The sequence below is a fragment of the Stenotrophomonas ginsengisoli genome (assembly GCF_001431485.1).
Lineage (GTDB): Bacteria > Pseudomonadota > Gammaproteobacteria > Xanthomonadales > Xanthomonadaceae > Stenotrophomonas > Stenotrophomonas ginsengisoli.
In genome coordinates this window covers 39,348-52,211 of the sequence record NZ_LDJM01000016.1, presented here as the reverse complement: position 1 = coordinate 52,211, position 12,864 = coordinate 39,348, and the positions used below count along the sequence as shown (strand labels likewise).

Here is a 12,864-nt window from a genome sequence, read left to right as displayed (position 1 = left end):
CAGTGGCCTGCCCTTTGCTGTAGGTGCAGGTGCTCAGCCCTGTTGGGCCAGGGCCAGACGCAGGGCAAACCCCAGCAGGCAGATGCCGGCAGCACGGCGCAGCCACAGGCCCAGCTGCGGGCGGCCGGCCAGCTGGCGGGCGCCGTGCTGGCCCACGCCGATCAGCAGCGCGCTGAAGCCCAGCGAGATGGCGATGATCACCGCGTCCATCGCCAGCAGGGTGAGCAGCCCACGCTGCTGCTGCGGATCAATGAACAACGGGAAGAAGGCCACGTAGAAGCCGATCGCCTTGGGGTTGAGCAGGGTGACCGCGATGCCGTTGGCAAAGTCGTTGCCGCGGCGGGGCAAGGCCGGGCCGGCCGCAGCGGCAGGCCGGCGCAGCAGGCCGATGCCGATCCAGCCCAGATAAGCCACGCCGGCCCACTGCAGGCTGGCAAACAGCAACGGATGGGCGGCCAGGGCGGCGGCCACGCCGAGGGCGGCAGCGGCAATGAACAACTGCTCGCCGGCCACCAGCCCGGCCCAGGTGGCCCAGCCGGCCCGGCTGCCGCCACGCGCGCTGGCGGTGAGCAGGGACAGCATGCCCGGCCCTGGCAGCAGCACGAACACGGTCACGGTCGCGGCAAACAGCCACACATCGGTAATGCCCAGCAGTGGCATGGCTTACTCCGCGCGTTGCTGCTGCAGCTGCTGCACGCGCTGGCGCAGCGCGGCGATCAGCGCATCGATGTCCTGCAGCCGCGGGACCTGGTAATGGTCGGCGGTGATGTCGACATTGCCCTTGCGCCAGAAGCCTTCCGCTGCGGCCACCAACAACTTGCCGCTGCGCGCATGCAGGCCCATTTCCAGCAGGGTCACCGGGCTCTGGCTGCCCGGGGCGAAGTACATCAGGATGATGTCGGCCGCCTCCAGGGCCTGCAGTTCCCACTGCACCTGGCGCACGAATTCCGGCTCGCTGCTGTCGGCCTGCCAGGCCGGGTTCCAGTCCGCACGGCGTGGGTTGAACAGGAGCACGTTGTCGGTGGCCAGTTCCTCGGCCACCCGTGCCTGCCAGTCCTCGGCGCGGCCCATGTCGATGCTGCCGGCCAGGAAGATCCGGATCCGGCCATCCTCGGTGCCGGGCAGGGCATGTGGCGAGGTCACCGTGTCGGTGGCTGCATGGGCAGCGGGCACGCTGCCGAGCAGGGCAAGGGAAAGCAGCAAGCAACGCAACAGGGGCATGACAGGGCCGGGGCAACAGGACAGCGATGCACATGATCGCAGATGCGGTGCTGGCGCAAAGGATGAGACGGCTCTGGCTACACTGGCGGCATGCAGACAGAATTGATCGTGGTCGCGGCCCTGCTGGTGGCCGTATTGGTGGCACAACTGGTGGGGTTGCTGCGTCGTAATGATGGCCAGGGGCTGGAGCAGTCCCTGCGCGAGGAACTGCGCCTGGGCCGGGCCGAACTGCGTGAGCAGCTCGGTGAACTGACCGCCGGCACTGACCACCAGATGGACCAGCTGCGCCGTACCCTGGACGAGCAGGCACGCCAGGCGCGCGAGGAGGCCAGCCGTGGCCAGCAGGCCGGTGCGGTGCTGCTGGGCCAGCGCCTGCAGGAAATGCGCAGCCAGCTTGATGCCGCCTCGCAGGCGCAGGAGGCACGCCTGCGCCTGTTTGCCGAACAGCTTGCGGCCATGGGCCAGTCGATCACCGGCGAGCAGGCCAGCAGCCGCCAGGCCCTGCTCGATGACACCCGCCGTGCCCGCGAGGAAAGCGGCCAGGTGCAGCAGCGCTTTGCCGAGGCCCTGAGCCAGCGTCTGGCCGAGCTGACCGCGCGCAACGAGCAGGGCATCGCACAGATGCGCACTACCCTGGAGCAGCAGCTGCGCGCGCTGCAGGCCGACAACGCCCAGCGCCTGGAACAGATGCGCCAGACCGTGGACGAAAAACTGCACGCCACCCTGGAAACGCGCCTGACCGAGAGCTTCGGCAATGTGGCGGCGATGTTGTCCCAGGTGCACCAGGGCCTGGGCGACATGAACAAGCTGGCCAGTGATGTCGGCGGGTTGCAGCGGGTGCTGACCAACGTCAAGAGCCGCGGCATCTTCGGCGAGGTGCAGCTGGCCGGCCTGCTCGAGCAGGTGTTCACCCCGGAGCAGTACGCGGCCAATGTCGCCACCGTGCCCGGCAGCAGCGAGCGGGTGGAGTTTGCGGTGCGCTTCCCCGGCTCCAGCGCCGATGCGGTGGTCTGGCTGCCGATCGATGCCAAGTTCCCGCGTGAGGACTACGAGCGCCTGCTCGATGCCCAGGAGCGCGCCGATGCTGATGCCGCGCGGGCGGCCGGTGATGCGCTGGAGCGGCGCGTGCGCGAGGAGGCCAAGCGCATTGCCGGCAAGTACGTGGCCGCCCCGCACACCACCGAATTTGCGGTGCTGTTCCTGCCCACCGAGGGCCTGTATGCCGAAGTGCTGCGTCGCCCGGGCCTGTTTGAATCGGTGCAGCGCGAGCTGCGCATCACCCTGGCCGGGCCGACCACCCTGCTGGCCTTGCTGACCAGCCTGCAGGTGGGCTTCCGTACCGTGGCCATCGAGCAGCGCTCGGCCGAGGTCTGGCGCATCCTGGCCGCGGCCAAGACCGAGTTCGGCAAGTTCGGCGACGTGCTGGACAACGTCAAGAACAAGCTGGAGCAGGCCAGCAAGCAGATCGACCAGACCGGCGTGCGCACCCGCGCCATCGAGCGCCGCCTGCGTGACGTGCAGACCCTGCCCAGCGAGCAGCAGGAGCTGCTGCCCCCATCCAGCGAGCAAGGAGAAAACGATGCGTAATGTGGTGATGGCTGCCGTGTTGATGTTTGCCGCCGGTTGCAGCGGCATGGGTTCGCCGCTGCCTGCGGTGAAGGCGACCCCGCTCGACCAGCAGGCCTGCCAGCAGCAGGGTGGGCGTTGGCAGGCCATCGGCCGTGCCCAGCACTGGGTGTGCCTGGTCGATTACGCCGATGCCGGCAAGGCCTGCAGTGATGCGGCGCAGTGCCAGGGACGCTGTCTGCTGGAGGATGCCGAAGTGCCCGCCGGGCAGCCGGCACGCGGGGTCTGCCAGCGTGATGCCAGCCAGGCTTTCGGTTGCCGTCAGCCGGTGCAGAACGGTGTGGCAGGTTCGGTTGTTTGCATCGATTGAACCTGGCCCGGTCTATCCTAGGTCTTTCAAATTCACATCCAAGAGCGGGTTATGAGCCAGTCCATCCAAGACATTCCCCTGACCACCATTGATGGCGCTGCCAGCTCGCTGGCCGATTACCGTGGCAAGGTGCTGCTGCTGGTCAACACCGCCTCCAAGTGCGGCCTGACCCCGCAGTACGAAGGGCTGGAAAAGCTCTACCGCGAAAAGAAGGACGCCGGCCTGGAAGTGCTGGGTTTCCCGGCCAACAACTTCAACGGCCAGGAGCCGGGCACCGAGGAAGAAATCAAAAGCTTCTGCGCGCTCAACTTCGATGTCAGCTTCCCGATGTTCTCCAAGATCAGCGTGACCGGCGCCGACATCCACCCGCTGTACCAGGCCCTGACCGCCGCCCAGCCGGTGGCCACCGGCGAAGGCCCGATGCGCGAGAAGCTGGCCGGCTTCAACATCGCCACCAACGATGCGCCGGCGGTGCTGTGGAACTTCGAGAAGTTCCTCATCGGCAAGGACGGAAGCGTCATCGGACGCTTCTCGCCGGACACCCCGGCCGACAGCCCGGCCCTGCGCGCGGCCATCGACGCGGCCCTGGCTGGCTGATCGATCCCACACTGCGTCGGACACTGAAACACACGCCCCGGCATTGCCGGGGCGTGTGTGTATGGGGGCAGCGTACCGAGGCGGCAAGCCAGCGGCATGAGCCGTTGGATGCATTGAGGGGCGACGGCACGGCCGCGGCTCACGCGGCAGCAGCACCGTGGCTGTCAGGATTGGGGCGGGACGCTAGAGCGCCTGCGCTTTGGCGCGAGCTGGGGCAAGGTGGGGGCAAGCGGACGTGGGCAGCTGGGGCAGCACAGGCCGGTTTTGCACGGGTGGCAGGCAAGGCGCGCGGTGGTGATGGGATTTGCTGCCCGATTACGGTTGTTGTGTAACAACAAAATTTTGCACGCCACTTGCATCGCCAGTGGGCATAGGGATTTCAAGGGGAAATGATCATGTACAGCAACGGCTCGGGGCGTGCGCGCGACCGGCATTTCGTCATCCACGCAGGGTTGTGCCTGTGGCTGTTGTGCCTGGCCATGTGCTGGCCGGGTACTGCCAGCGCACAAACCATCGAGGTAACCCCGGCCGGAATATCAAATTTGAAAGCCGGCCAGTCTTACTCGCAGCAGCTGAATGCCAGCGGCGGTACTGAGCCGTACACCTTTGCCCTTGGGGGGGGCGATTTGCCTGCTGGGCTGGCCCTCTCTGGCAACATCCTGTCCGGAACCCCCACCCACCGAGGGACGTACAGCTTCACGATACGTGCTACCGACAACACCGGTGCTACCGGCGACAGAATCTACAGTGGTACGGTGGCTGCTCCCAGCCTGCGCCTGGACCCGGCGAGCGCTACCGCCATCCAGGGTGTGCCGTTCTCGCAGACGCTGACCACCTACGATGGCGTGGCGCCGCATACCTATGCGCTGGCAAGTGGATTCCTCCCAAGCGGCCTGAGCCTGAGCAATGTTGGGGTCATCAGCGGCACGACCACGGCCGCTGTCGGCAACTATGCGCTCACCCTGAGTGTCACCGATGGCAGCACCGGCCTGGTCAGTTATTACGAGGTGAAGCCGTTCACCCTCACCGTCAGCCCGGCGCCCAGCGTGAGCATTGCGGTGTCACCGGCCAGCGTCAGCGAAGACGGCGCCACCAACCTGGTCTACACCGTTACCCGCAGCGTCAATCTGCCCTCACCGACGGTGGTCAACCTCACCACCGGCGGCACGGCCACCTCCGGCACGGATTACACCGGCGCGCGCGCCTCGGTGACCATTCCGGCCAATGCCACCACTGCGTCCCTGGTCATCGATCCGGTCGCCGACATCGATGTGGAACCCAATGAGACGGTCATCATCACCGTCGCCGCCGGCAGCGGCTACACCGTGGGCACCCCCGCCAGTGCCATCGGCACCATCCTCAACGATGATGTGCCCCGCGCTTCGATCAGCGTGTCACCCGGGTCGGTCCTCGAAGACAGCGGCACCCCGCTGGTCTACACCGTTACCCTGGATCAGCCGAGTCTTTCCCCGCTGTCCATCAACTTCACCGTCGGTGGCAGCGCCAGCAGTGGTAGCGACTTTGCGGCGGTCACCTCGCCGCTGGTGATCCCGGCCGGGGCCACCACCGGTACGGTCAGCATCACGCCCATTGATGACAACAACCACGAAGGCAGTGAAACCGTGGTGCTGACCCTGTCCGCTGGCGCAGGGTACTTGGTCGGCACGCCGAGCTCGGTGACGGGTACCATCGTCGACGATGACCAGCCGGTTACGCTGCCGTCCGGTCCCCTGCCAGGTGCAACCGCCGGGTCGCCCTACAGCCAGACGCTGCAGGCCAGTGGTGGCATCGCACCCTATATGTACAGCGTGAGCGGTGCCCTGCCGGCAGGCCTGGCATTTGATACGGCCAGCGGCACGTTGAGCGGTATACCGATGCAGTCGGGCAGCTTTGCGCTGGTCGTCAGTGCCAGTGACAGCACCGGCGGCCCCCCCGGCATGGTGACGGCCAACTACACCCTCAATGTGGCAGCGCCGACCCTGGGCTTGAGCCCGGGCAGCCTAACGGGCGCAACCGCCGGTACGGCCTACAGCCAGACCATCCAGGCCAGCGGCGGTGTTGGGCCGTACAGTTACAGCGTGAGCGGCGGCCTGCCGTCGGGCATGAGCTTTAATTCCGCCGGCACGCTGTCGGGCACACCCACCGAGTCGGGCAGCTTTGCGCTGGTGATCAGTGCCAGTGACAGCACCGGCGGCACCGCGGCCACGATCAGCAGCAACTACACGCTGAGCGTGACCGCCCCGACCTTGACGCTGGCACCGGGCATCTTGTCGGGTGCTACGGCAGGGACGTTGTACAGCGAGGCCTTTACCGCCAGTGGCGGCATCGCGCCGTACAGCTATGCACTGACCGGTGCGTTGCCTGCCGGCCTCGTATTTGATGCCGCCAGCGGCACATTGAGTGGTACGCCGACGCAGTCGGGCAGCTTTGCGCTGGTCATCAGTGCCAGTGACAGCACCGGCGGCACGCCGGCCACGGTGTCGACCAACTACACCTTCAATGTGGCAACGCCGGCCCTGGCACTTGGGCCGGGCAGCCTGCCGGCGGCAACTGCCGGCTCGGCCTACAGCCAGGCGCTGCAGGCCAGCGGCGGCATCGCGCCGTATGTGTACAGCGTGAGCGGCAACCTGCCGGCGGGCATGAGCTTTGACCCCGCCAGCGGCACGCTGTCGGGCACGCCGACGGATGCGGGCAGCTTCGTGCTGGTGATCAGTGCCAGTGACAGCACCGGCGGCGCGCCGGCCACGGTGTCGACCAACTACACCCTCAATGTGGCAACGCCGGCCCTGGCACTTGGGCCGGGCAGCCTGCCGGCGGCAACTGCCGGCTCGGCCTACAGCCAGGCGCTGCAGGCCAGAGGTGGCATTGCACCGTACAGCTACGTGCTGAGCGGCAGCTTGCCGACGGGCCTGGCATTTGATCCGGCTACCGCCAGCTTGTCGGGTACGCCGACGCAGGCAGGCAGCTTCCCGGTCACGATCACGGTCACCGACAGCACCACCGGCACCGCGGCGACGCTGGCCCAGGCCTACACCCTGGAAATTGCCGCTCCGGTGTTGACCATCAACCCGGCCAGCCTGGCCAATGGAACGGCCGGCAGCCTGTATGCGCAGGTGCTGGCGGCCAGTGGCGGCATCGCGCCGTACAGCTACGTGCTGAGCGGCAGCTTGCCGGCGGGCCTGACGTTTGATCCGGCTACCGCCAGTTTGTCGGGTACGCCGACGCAGGCGGGCAGCTTCGCCCTGGAGCTGACGGTCACCGACAGCACCACCGGCACAGCGGCCAGCCTGGTCCAATCCTATGTACTGGATGTGGCCGTGCCGGTCATCAGCCTCAGCCCGGGTGCGGGGGCGTTGCCACAGGCCACCCGTGGCAGCCACTACGAACAACGCATCAGTGCCAGTGGCGGCATTGCCCCGTACCGGTTCGTGGCCAGCGGCGAGCTGCCGCGCGGGATCAGCCTGGATGCGGAAAGCGGTGTACTTGCCGGTACAGCCGAACAGGCCGGCCAGTATTCCCTGCAGGTGGAGGTGAGCGACAGCACCGGCGGCACCGTGGCCCGAGCCACACAGACCTATCAGCTGGAGGTGGTGCAGACCGAGCTGGTGATCACGCCGGACAGCCTGCCCGGCGCGGTATATGGCCAGGCTTACCGGCAGCAGTTGACGGTGAGTGGCGGCAGTGCCCCTTACCAGTACACGGTGGCTGCCGGCAGCCTGCCGGGTGGGTTGAGCCTGTCTGCGGATGGCCAATTGAGCGGCAGCCTGGCGGAGGATGGCGATTTCAGCTTCCGCATTCGTGTCGCCGATGCCCTGGGCAACCAGGCCGAGCAGGCCTATGTGTTGCAGGTGGCACTGCGCCCGGACCCGACCCGTGATGCAGAAGTGCGGGCCTTGCTCGGTGCCCAGATCCAGGCCGCACGCCGTTTCGCCTCGGCCCAGAGTGGCAACTTCAAGCAGCGCATGCAGCGCCTGCATGGCGCCAGTGGCAATGGCGGTTTCAGCAACAACCTGAGCCTGGCGGCCAGTGGTGCCGGGATGCCGGCCTGCGATGCGGTCATTACCGTGTACCGCAATGATGGCCGCTGTGATCCGCAACGGCGGCAGCCGTTTGACCATGAGCCGGCGGCAGTGCCTGGCGTACAGGCTGAAAATGCCACTGAACTGGGCTTGTGGCTGGGTGGCAGCGTGCGCAGTGGCCGCGACAGCAACACCCGCGGGCGTGGCACGGACTTCCAGACCGATGGCCTGAGCCTGGGCGCGGATTACCGCTTCGGCAAGGCATGGGTGGCCGGTGCCGGCGTTGGTTACGGCAGTGAGCGCAGTGATGTCGGCAACCTGGGCAGCCGCAGTGATGGGCAGGCGTTGTCGATGGTGCTGTACGCCAGCTACAGCCCGGGCCAGCGTTTGTTCGTGGATGCGCTGGCCGGCTACCAGTTGCTGGATTACCAGTGGCGCCGGCATGTGCTGGCCGATGGCAGCTTCGTCCATGGCCAGCGCGATGGCCAGCAGTGGTTCGGTTCGTTGTCGCTGGGCGCCGATATTGCCCGCGGTGACTGGCAGTTCACCCCGTATGCGGGTGTGGAGCTGGTGCACGGCAGCCTGGACCGCTTCGCTGAAACCGGCAACCCGTTGTACAACCTGGTGTATGCCGAGCAGCAGATGGATGCCGTCACCGGCAATGCGGGCCTGCGCCTGCAGGTGCGGCGCCAGGCGGACTGGGGTATCTGGAGCCCGCGCATGGGCCTGGAGTACCAGCATGATTTCCAGGGCAGTGGCATGGCCGGCATGCAGTACAGCAATGCCAGCCTGCGGCCGTGGTACCAGACCCGCCTGGACCGCCAGTTGCGCAACCGCTGGTTGCTCGGTATCGGTGTGGATCTGGAACTGGGGCATCAGTGGGGGCTGCGCATGGATTACAACGGCCTGATCGATGCCGACAACCGTGACAACGGTGTGCAGTTCAACCTGGAGCGCCGCCTGTAAGGGCGGCCACGCTGGCAACAAAAAACCCCGCCAATGGCGGGGTTTTTTTTGATCCATCGTTTGGCTGCGGTCAGTTGCCGAAGTCGGGCATCGGCATCGCATCCACCGGCACGGTCGGGTATTCGTCATCACCGCCGCGCTTGTCCTGCTGGATCTGGTAACTGCGGCGCTGCAGCCAGGCATCGCGGGTCATTGCGTATTCGTCCAGGGCGCTGTCGCGCAGGCCATCCACGGCCATCAACTGCACGCGGGTATCCACCAGCTGCAGGCCCTGCAGGCCGATGCGGGCCTTGTCCAGTTCGATCTGGCGGATCGGCGACAGCGGCATGTCACCGCCCATGCCGACCACATCACGCACGGTGCGCGGGCCGAAGAACGGCAGTTCGACGTAGCGCGAGTTTTCCCAGCCCCACACGCCCAGGGTCTGGCCGAAATCCTCGCTGCGCTTGGGTACTTCGTCAGCGCTGGCCGGGTCGAACAGGCCGCCGACGCCGACGGTGGTGTTGATCAGAAAGCGGCCCAGGGTGTCCCAGGCATCATTGCCACGGCCCTGCAGGGCCTGGTTGACCATGGTCACCGGCGAGCGCAGGTTGGTGAAGAAGTTGCGTACGCCGGTGCGGGCGAACTGCGGCACCACCTTGACGTAGGTGGTGGCCAGCGGGCGGGCCACGGAGCGGTCCACGGCCATGTTGAAGCGGTGCACGCGGCGGTTGTAGGGCTCCCACGGGTCTGGGTTGGCCATGCTGCTGGCCTGGGTGTCGGCCGGGCTGCCGTACAGCGCGGCGAAGTCATCCTCGGCGCTGTTGTCCACGGGCTGTTCAAGCGCGTCGCTGGTGGGTGCAGCCGATGCGTCCTGCTGCTGCGCATGGGCGGGCAGGGCCAGGGCGATGGCGGAGCAGAGCAGCAGCGTCTGCAGCGGGTGGGCAAGGTTCATGTCAGACCACAGGGGAAAGGGTGAAGGTGAAGCCCAGCTGCGGGCTCAACCGGTAGGCGGCGATCAGCTCGTCCAGGCCGGCCGGGGTGCCACTCAGGCGCAGCTGCGGAGCAGCCAGGCTGGCCAGCATGGCCAGGCCGGCCGAATCCAGGCGCGGCACGGCCTGCAGGTCGATGTGCTGCACGCTGCCGGCGTGGGCGGCCAGCTGCGGCCACAGGGCGCTGGCCGCAGCGCGGTCCAGCTCCCCGCTCAGCACCAGGCGGCCGTCGGCCAGATGGGCCTCAGCGGCCATTGCCGCCGGCCTGCAGGCTGCCGCTGCGCAGGTCGCGGGCCACCTGCTCGATGCCCTTCTGGCGCAGCGGGCCGTCAAACTGGTTCTTGAAGGTCTGCACGTAGGAGATGCCTTCGATCATCACGTCGAAGATCTTCCAGTGGCCATCGACATTGCGCATCAGGTATTCCACCGGGGTGGCTTCGGCACCGTTGCGCAGCAGTTCGGTGGAGACCTTGACCCCGCGATTGCCCGGCAGGGCGCTTTCGCTCTTCAGGCGGAAACGCGGACGGCCTTCGATTTCCAGCAGGGTGTCGCCGTAGCGGCCCATCAGGTTGTCGGCCATGGCATCGGCAAACAGCTTGACCTGGGCATCGCTGGCACCACGCGCATGCACGCCCAGCACCAGGCGGGCGGCATAGGTACGGTCAAAGCTGCGGTTGAGTTCGCCGTCGATGTACTGGCGCAGGGCCGCACGGTTGCCGCGGAACTCGGCCTTGCGGCTCTGCAGGGTGTCGATGATGCGGGTGCTGGAGGCCATTACCTCGGTACCGGCCGAGGACGCCGGTGCGCTGGCAGCGGGGCGGGACTGGGCCTGCAGCGCCGGGGTGGCGGCCAGCAGGGCAGTGGCAAGGGCGACGCAGAGTACGGAGGTCTTCATCGGGGTTTTCCTGATCAGTACGCCGGGGTGCCGGCATCGGTGGAATCGTTGCTCTCGCTGCTGGCTTCGGCGCTGTTGCCGGCACCGCTGAACATGTACTTGCCGACCAGCTGGATCAGGTCCACCGAGGACTGGGTGAACACGATCTCGTCACCGTTGGCCAGCACATCCGGATCGCCACCCGGCTGCAGGGAGATGTAGCTTTCGCCCAGCAGGCCGGCGGTGAGGATGCTGGCCGAGGTGTCGGCCGGCAGGTCGACGAACTTGCCATCCAGTTTCAGGCTGACAATCGAGTCGTATTTAACCGGGTCCAGCTGAATGTCGGCCACTTGGCCGACCACCACGCCGCCGATCTTGACCGGCGCCTGCGGGCGCAGCTGGCCGATCTGGGAAAACCGCGCGGTCAGCTCGTAGCCGCCACCGCCCAGGCCGAAGCGTTGGTTGGTCGAGGCCACGGCCAGGACCAGCAGGGAAGCCAGCGCCAGCAGCAGGAAGGCGCCAACGGCAAATTCAAGACGGGGTCCACGGATAGCCATGTTGTTGTCTCACTCCAGATCCAGCAGGTGCTTGCCCGGTCAGGGGCCAGCGGATTGTTCGGTTGACCCGGGCCGGCGGCAGTGGCTGCGGCCGGTGGGCAGTTGCATTACTGAAACAGCAGCGCCGACAGCACGAAGTTGAACATCAGCACCAACAACGAGGCATTGACCACCGCGCGGGTGGTGGCCACCGAGGTGCCTTCGATGGTCGGCTCGGCATGGAAGCCGACATACGAGGCCACCAGGGCCGCGGTACCGCCGAAGATGGCCGATTTGAGCATGGCCACGGCGAAGTCATCCCAGAAGTCGACGCTGGCGCGCAGGCCCGACCAGAAGGTGCCGTTGTCCTGGCCCAGGATCTGCACCGCCTCGAACCAGCCGCCGGTGATGGCCAGCGAGCAGAAGATGCCGGTCAGCAGCGGCACGGTCAGCACCGCGGCCCAGAAGCGCGGGGCCACGGCCTTGGCCACCGGGTCGATGGCCATCAGTTCCAGTGCCTTGATCTGGTCGGTGGCGCGCATCAGGCCCAGTTCGGCGGCAATCGAGCTGCCGGCCCGGCCGATGAACAGCAGCGCGGTCAGCACCGGGGCCAGTTCGCGGTACAGCGACAGGCCGAGCAGGGTGGACAGCGCATCGGCGGCGCCGAAGGTGGTCAGGGTGCGGTAGCCCTGCAGGGTCAGCACCAGGCCGACGAAGGCACCGCCGACGGCGATGATCGGCAGCGAGCGGGCGCCGATCTTGTAGATCTCGCGCACCAGCTCGGCCAGGAAGTCGCGCGTGGGCACCGAACCGCGCAGCACGGTCAGGGTGAACAGGCCGGCGCGGCCGAGCGAGCGGATCGAGGAAGCGAAGGCCATCAGGCGCTCCTTGCGCGCGGGGCGGCATCAAACGGGATCGGCCCGTCCGGCTGGCCGTCCAGGAACTGGCGTACCAGCGGGTCGCTGCTGGCCTGCAGTTGCGCCGGGCTGCCGGCAAACACGATGCCGCCATTGGCGATGACGATGACCTGGTCGCAGATCGGCAGGGTCTCGTGCACGTGGTGGCTGACGATGATGCTGCTCAGCCCCAGCGAGCGGTTGAGGCGGGCAATCAGCTCCATGATCACGCCGCTGGCGATCGGGTCCAGCCCGGTCAGCGGTTCGTCATAGATCATCAGCGGCGGGTCCAGGGCCAGGGCGCGGGCCAGGGCGACACGGCGTGCCATGCCACCGGACAGCTCGCGCGGCCAGGCATCGGCGGCGGCCAGCAGGCCCACGGCATTGAGCTTCATGCGCACCAGCTGCTGGCGCAGCGGGACCGGCAGGCGGGTATGGGTGCGCAACGGCAGCTCGACATTCTCGGCCACCGACAGGTCGGTGAGCAGGCCATTGCCCTGGAGCAGCACGCCCATGCGCTTGCGCAGCTCCAGCAGGGCGCGTTGGCCGTGCGGAATGGGGGCGCCGAACAACTGCAGGCTGCCGGCCACCGGGCGCAGTTCGCCGGTCAGTGCCGCCAGCAGGGTGGACTTGCCGCTGCCGGACGGGCCGAGCACGGCGGTAATGCTGCCGGCCGGGACAGTGAGCGATACATCGCGCAGGATGGCCCGCCCGCCACGCTCGATGCGGACGCCGGACAACTGCACGACGGGGGCGACTTCAGATGCCATGGCTGCCTTGAGTGAGCACCAAACGGGACAGCTTCCCTGCTGCTGCCTGAATAAATGCGTACTGATCCGGGGGCATTG

The 12,864-nt window shown here is 67.3% G+C and carries 12 protein-coding genes and 1 pseudogene; 5 read left to right on the top strand and 8 right to left on the bottom strand.

Going from position 1 to position 12,864, the window contains the following annotated elements:
- Window positions 1-33: 33 nt before the first annotated feature.
- Both ABB30_RS06770 and ABB30_RS06765 read right to left on the bottom strand, forming a co-directional pair.
- Window positions 34-660: a LysE family translocator gene (locus ABB30_RS06770; RefSeq protein WP_057637554.1), complete on the bottom strand. Its 627-nt coding sequence runs from the start codon at window positions 658-660 to the stop codon at window positions 34-36.
- A 3-nt stretch (window positions 661-663) separates the two neighbouring features.
- A complete protein-coding gene (locus ABB30_RS06765; RefSeq protein WP_057637553.1) occupies window positions 664-1,221 on the bottom strand; it encodes a nucleoside 2-deoxyribosyltransferase domain-containing protein in 558 nt (185 codons plus the stop codon).
- Between the two features lie 90 nt (window positions 1,222-1,311).
- Here ABB30_RS06765 and ABB30_RS06760 point away from each other — a divergent pair, with 90 nt between their 5' ends.
- From ABB30_RS06760 to ABB30_RS06745, 5 genes and pseudogenes are all read left to right on the top strand, one after another.
- Complete coding sequence (locus ABB30_RS06760; RefSeq protein WP_152980620.1) at window positions 1,312-2,808, top strand: DNA recombination protein RmuC; 1,497 nt, start codon at window positions 1,312-1,314, stop codon at window positions 2,806-2,808.
- Complete coding sequence (locus ABB30_RS06755; RefSeq protein WP_057637552.1) at window positions 2,801-3,157, top strand: hypothetical protein; 357 nt, start codon at window positions 2,801-2,803, stop codon at window positions 3,155-3,157. The genes ABB30_RS06760 and ABB30_RS06755 overlap by 8 nt, the downstream gene beginning before the upstream one ends.
- 51 nt (window positions 3,158-3,208) lie before the next feature.
- Window positions 3,209-3,754 carry a glutathione peroxidase gene (locus ABB30_RS06750; RefSeq protein ID WP_057637551.1) on the top strand — a complete coding sequence of 182 codons (546 nt, stop codon included), beginning with the start codon at window positions 3,209-3,211 and terminating at the stop codon, window positions 3,752-3,754.
- Between the two features lie 389 nt (window positions 3,755-4,143).
- A pseudogene (locus tag ABB30_RS16965) lies at window positions 4,144-4,500 on the top strand (Ig domain-containing protein); the annotation flags it as partial.
- A 9-nt stretch (window positions 4,501-4,509) separates the two neighbouring features.
- Window positions 4,510-8,739: a putative Ig domain-containing protein gene (locus ABB30_RS06745; protein ID WP_245626443.1), complete on the top strand. Its 4,230-nt coding sequence runs from the start codon at window positions 4,510-4,512 to the stop codon at window positions 8,737-8,739.
- Window positions 8,740-8,809: 70 nt separating this feature from the next.
- Here ABB30_RS06745 and ABB30_RS06740 read toward each other — a convergent pair whose 3' ends face one another.
- The 6 genes from ABB30_RS06740 to ABB30_RS06715 all read right to left on the bottom strand — a co-directional run bounded on the left by ABB30_RS06740 (window position 8,810) and on the right by ABB30_RS06715 (window position 12,786).
- A complete protein-coding gene (locus ABB30_RS06740) occupies window positions 8,810-9,673 on the bottom strand; it encodes an MlaA family lipoprotein (protein WP_057637549.1) in 864 nt (287 codons plus the stop codon).
- A gap of 1 nt (window position 9,674) precedes the next feature.
- On the bottom strand, window positions 9,675-9,965 hold the full coding sequence (locus ABB30_RS06735) for an STAS domain-containing protein (RefSeq protein ID WP_057637548.1): 291 nt from the start codon (window positions 9,963-9,965) through the stop codon (window positions 9,675-9,677).
- Window positions 9,955-10,605: an MlaC/ttg2D family ABC transporter substrate-binding protein gene (locus ABB30_RS06730; protein WP_057637547.1), complete on the bottom strand. Its 651-nt coding sequence runs from the start codon at window positions 10,603-10,605 to the stop codon at window positions 9,955-9,957. The genes ABB30_RS06735 and ABB30_RS06730 overlap by 11 nt, the downstream gene beginning before the upstream one ends.
- 14 nt (window positions 10,606-10,619) lie before the next feature.
- Window positions 10,620-11,141: an outer membrane lipid asymmetry maintenance protein MlaD gene (gene mlaD, locus ABB30_RS06725; RefSeq protein WP_057637546.1), complete on the bottom strand. Its 522-nt coding sequence runs from the start codon at window positions 11,139-11,141 to the stop codon at window positions 10,620-10,622.
- A 107-nt stretch (window positions 11,142-11,248) separates the two neighbouring features.
- Window positions 11,249-11,998 (bottom strand): MlaE family lipid ABC transporter permease subunit, encoded by a 750-nt coding sequence (locus ABB30_RS06720; RefSeq protein WP_057637545.1) that lies wholly within the window; start codon window positions 11,996-11,998, stop codon window positions 11,249-11,251.
- Window positions 11,998-12,786: an ABC transporter ATP-binding protein gene (locus tag ABB30_RS06715; protein WP_057637544.1), complete on the bottom strand. Its 789-nt coding sequence runs from the start codon at window positions 12,784-12,786 to the stop codon at window positions 11,998-12,000. The genes ABB30_RS06720 and ABB30_RS06715 overlap by 1 nt, the downstream gene beginning before the upstream one ends.
- Window positions 12,787-12,864: the final 78 nt, after the last annotated feature.

What these genes read in the sequence shown, in the direction of transcription:
- ABB30_RS06735 (WP_057637548.1), bottom strand. Translation starts at nt 9,965, where the DNA reads ATGGCCGCTGAGGCCCATCTGGCCGACGGCCGCCTGGTGCTGAGCGGG.
- ABB30_RS06750 (WP_057637551.1), top strand. Translation starts at nt 3,209, where the DNA reads ATGAGCCAGTCCATCCAAGACATTCCCCTGACCACCATTGATGGCGCT.
- mlaD (WP_057637546.1), bottom strand. Translation starts at nt 11,141, where the DNA reads ATGGCTATCCGTGGACCCCGTCTTGAATTTGCCGTTGGCGCCTTCCTG.
- ABB30_RS06755 (WP_057637552.1), top strand. Translation starts at nt 2,801, where the DNA reads ATGCGTAATGTGGTGATGGCTGCCGTGTTGATGTTTGCCGCCGGTTGC.
- ABB30_RS06760 (WP_152980620.1), top strand. Translation starts at nt 1,312, where the DNA reads ATGCAGACAGAATTGATCGTGGTCGCGGCCCTGCTGGTGGCCGTATTG.
- ABB30_RS06730 (WP_057637547.1), bottom strand. Translation starts at nt 10,605, where the DNA reads ATGAAGACCTCCGTACTCTGCGTCGCCCTTGCCACTGCCCTGCTGGCC.
- ABB30_RS06765 (WP_057637553.1), bottom strand. Translation starts at nt 1,221, where the DNA reads ATGCCCCTGTTGCGTTGCTTGCTGCTTTCCCTTGCCCTGCTCGGCAGC.
- ABB30_RS06715 (WP_057637544.1), bottom strand. Translation starts at nt 12,786, where the DNA reads ATGGCATCTGAAGTCGCCCCCGTCGTGCAGTTGTCCGGCGTCCGCATC.
- ABB30_RS06720 (WP_057637545.1), bottom strand. Translation starts at nt 11,998, where the DNA reads ATGGCCTTCGCTTCCTCGATCCGCTCGCTCGGCCGCGCCGGCCTGTTC.
- ABB30_RS06770 (WP_057637554.1), bottom strand. Translation starts at nt 660, where the DNA reads ATGCCACTGCTGGGCATTACCGATGTGTGGCTGTTTGCCGCGACCGTG.
- ABB30_RS06740 (WP_057637549.1), bottom strand. Translation starts at nt 9,673, where the DNA reads ATGAACCTTGCCCACCCGCTGCAGACGCTGCTGCTCTGCTCCGCCATC.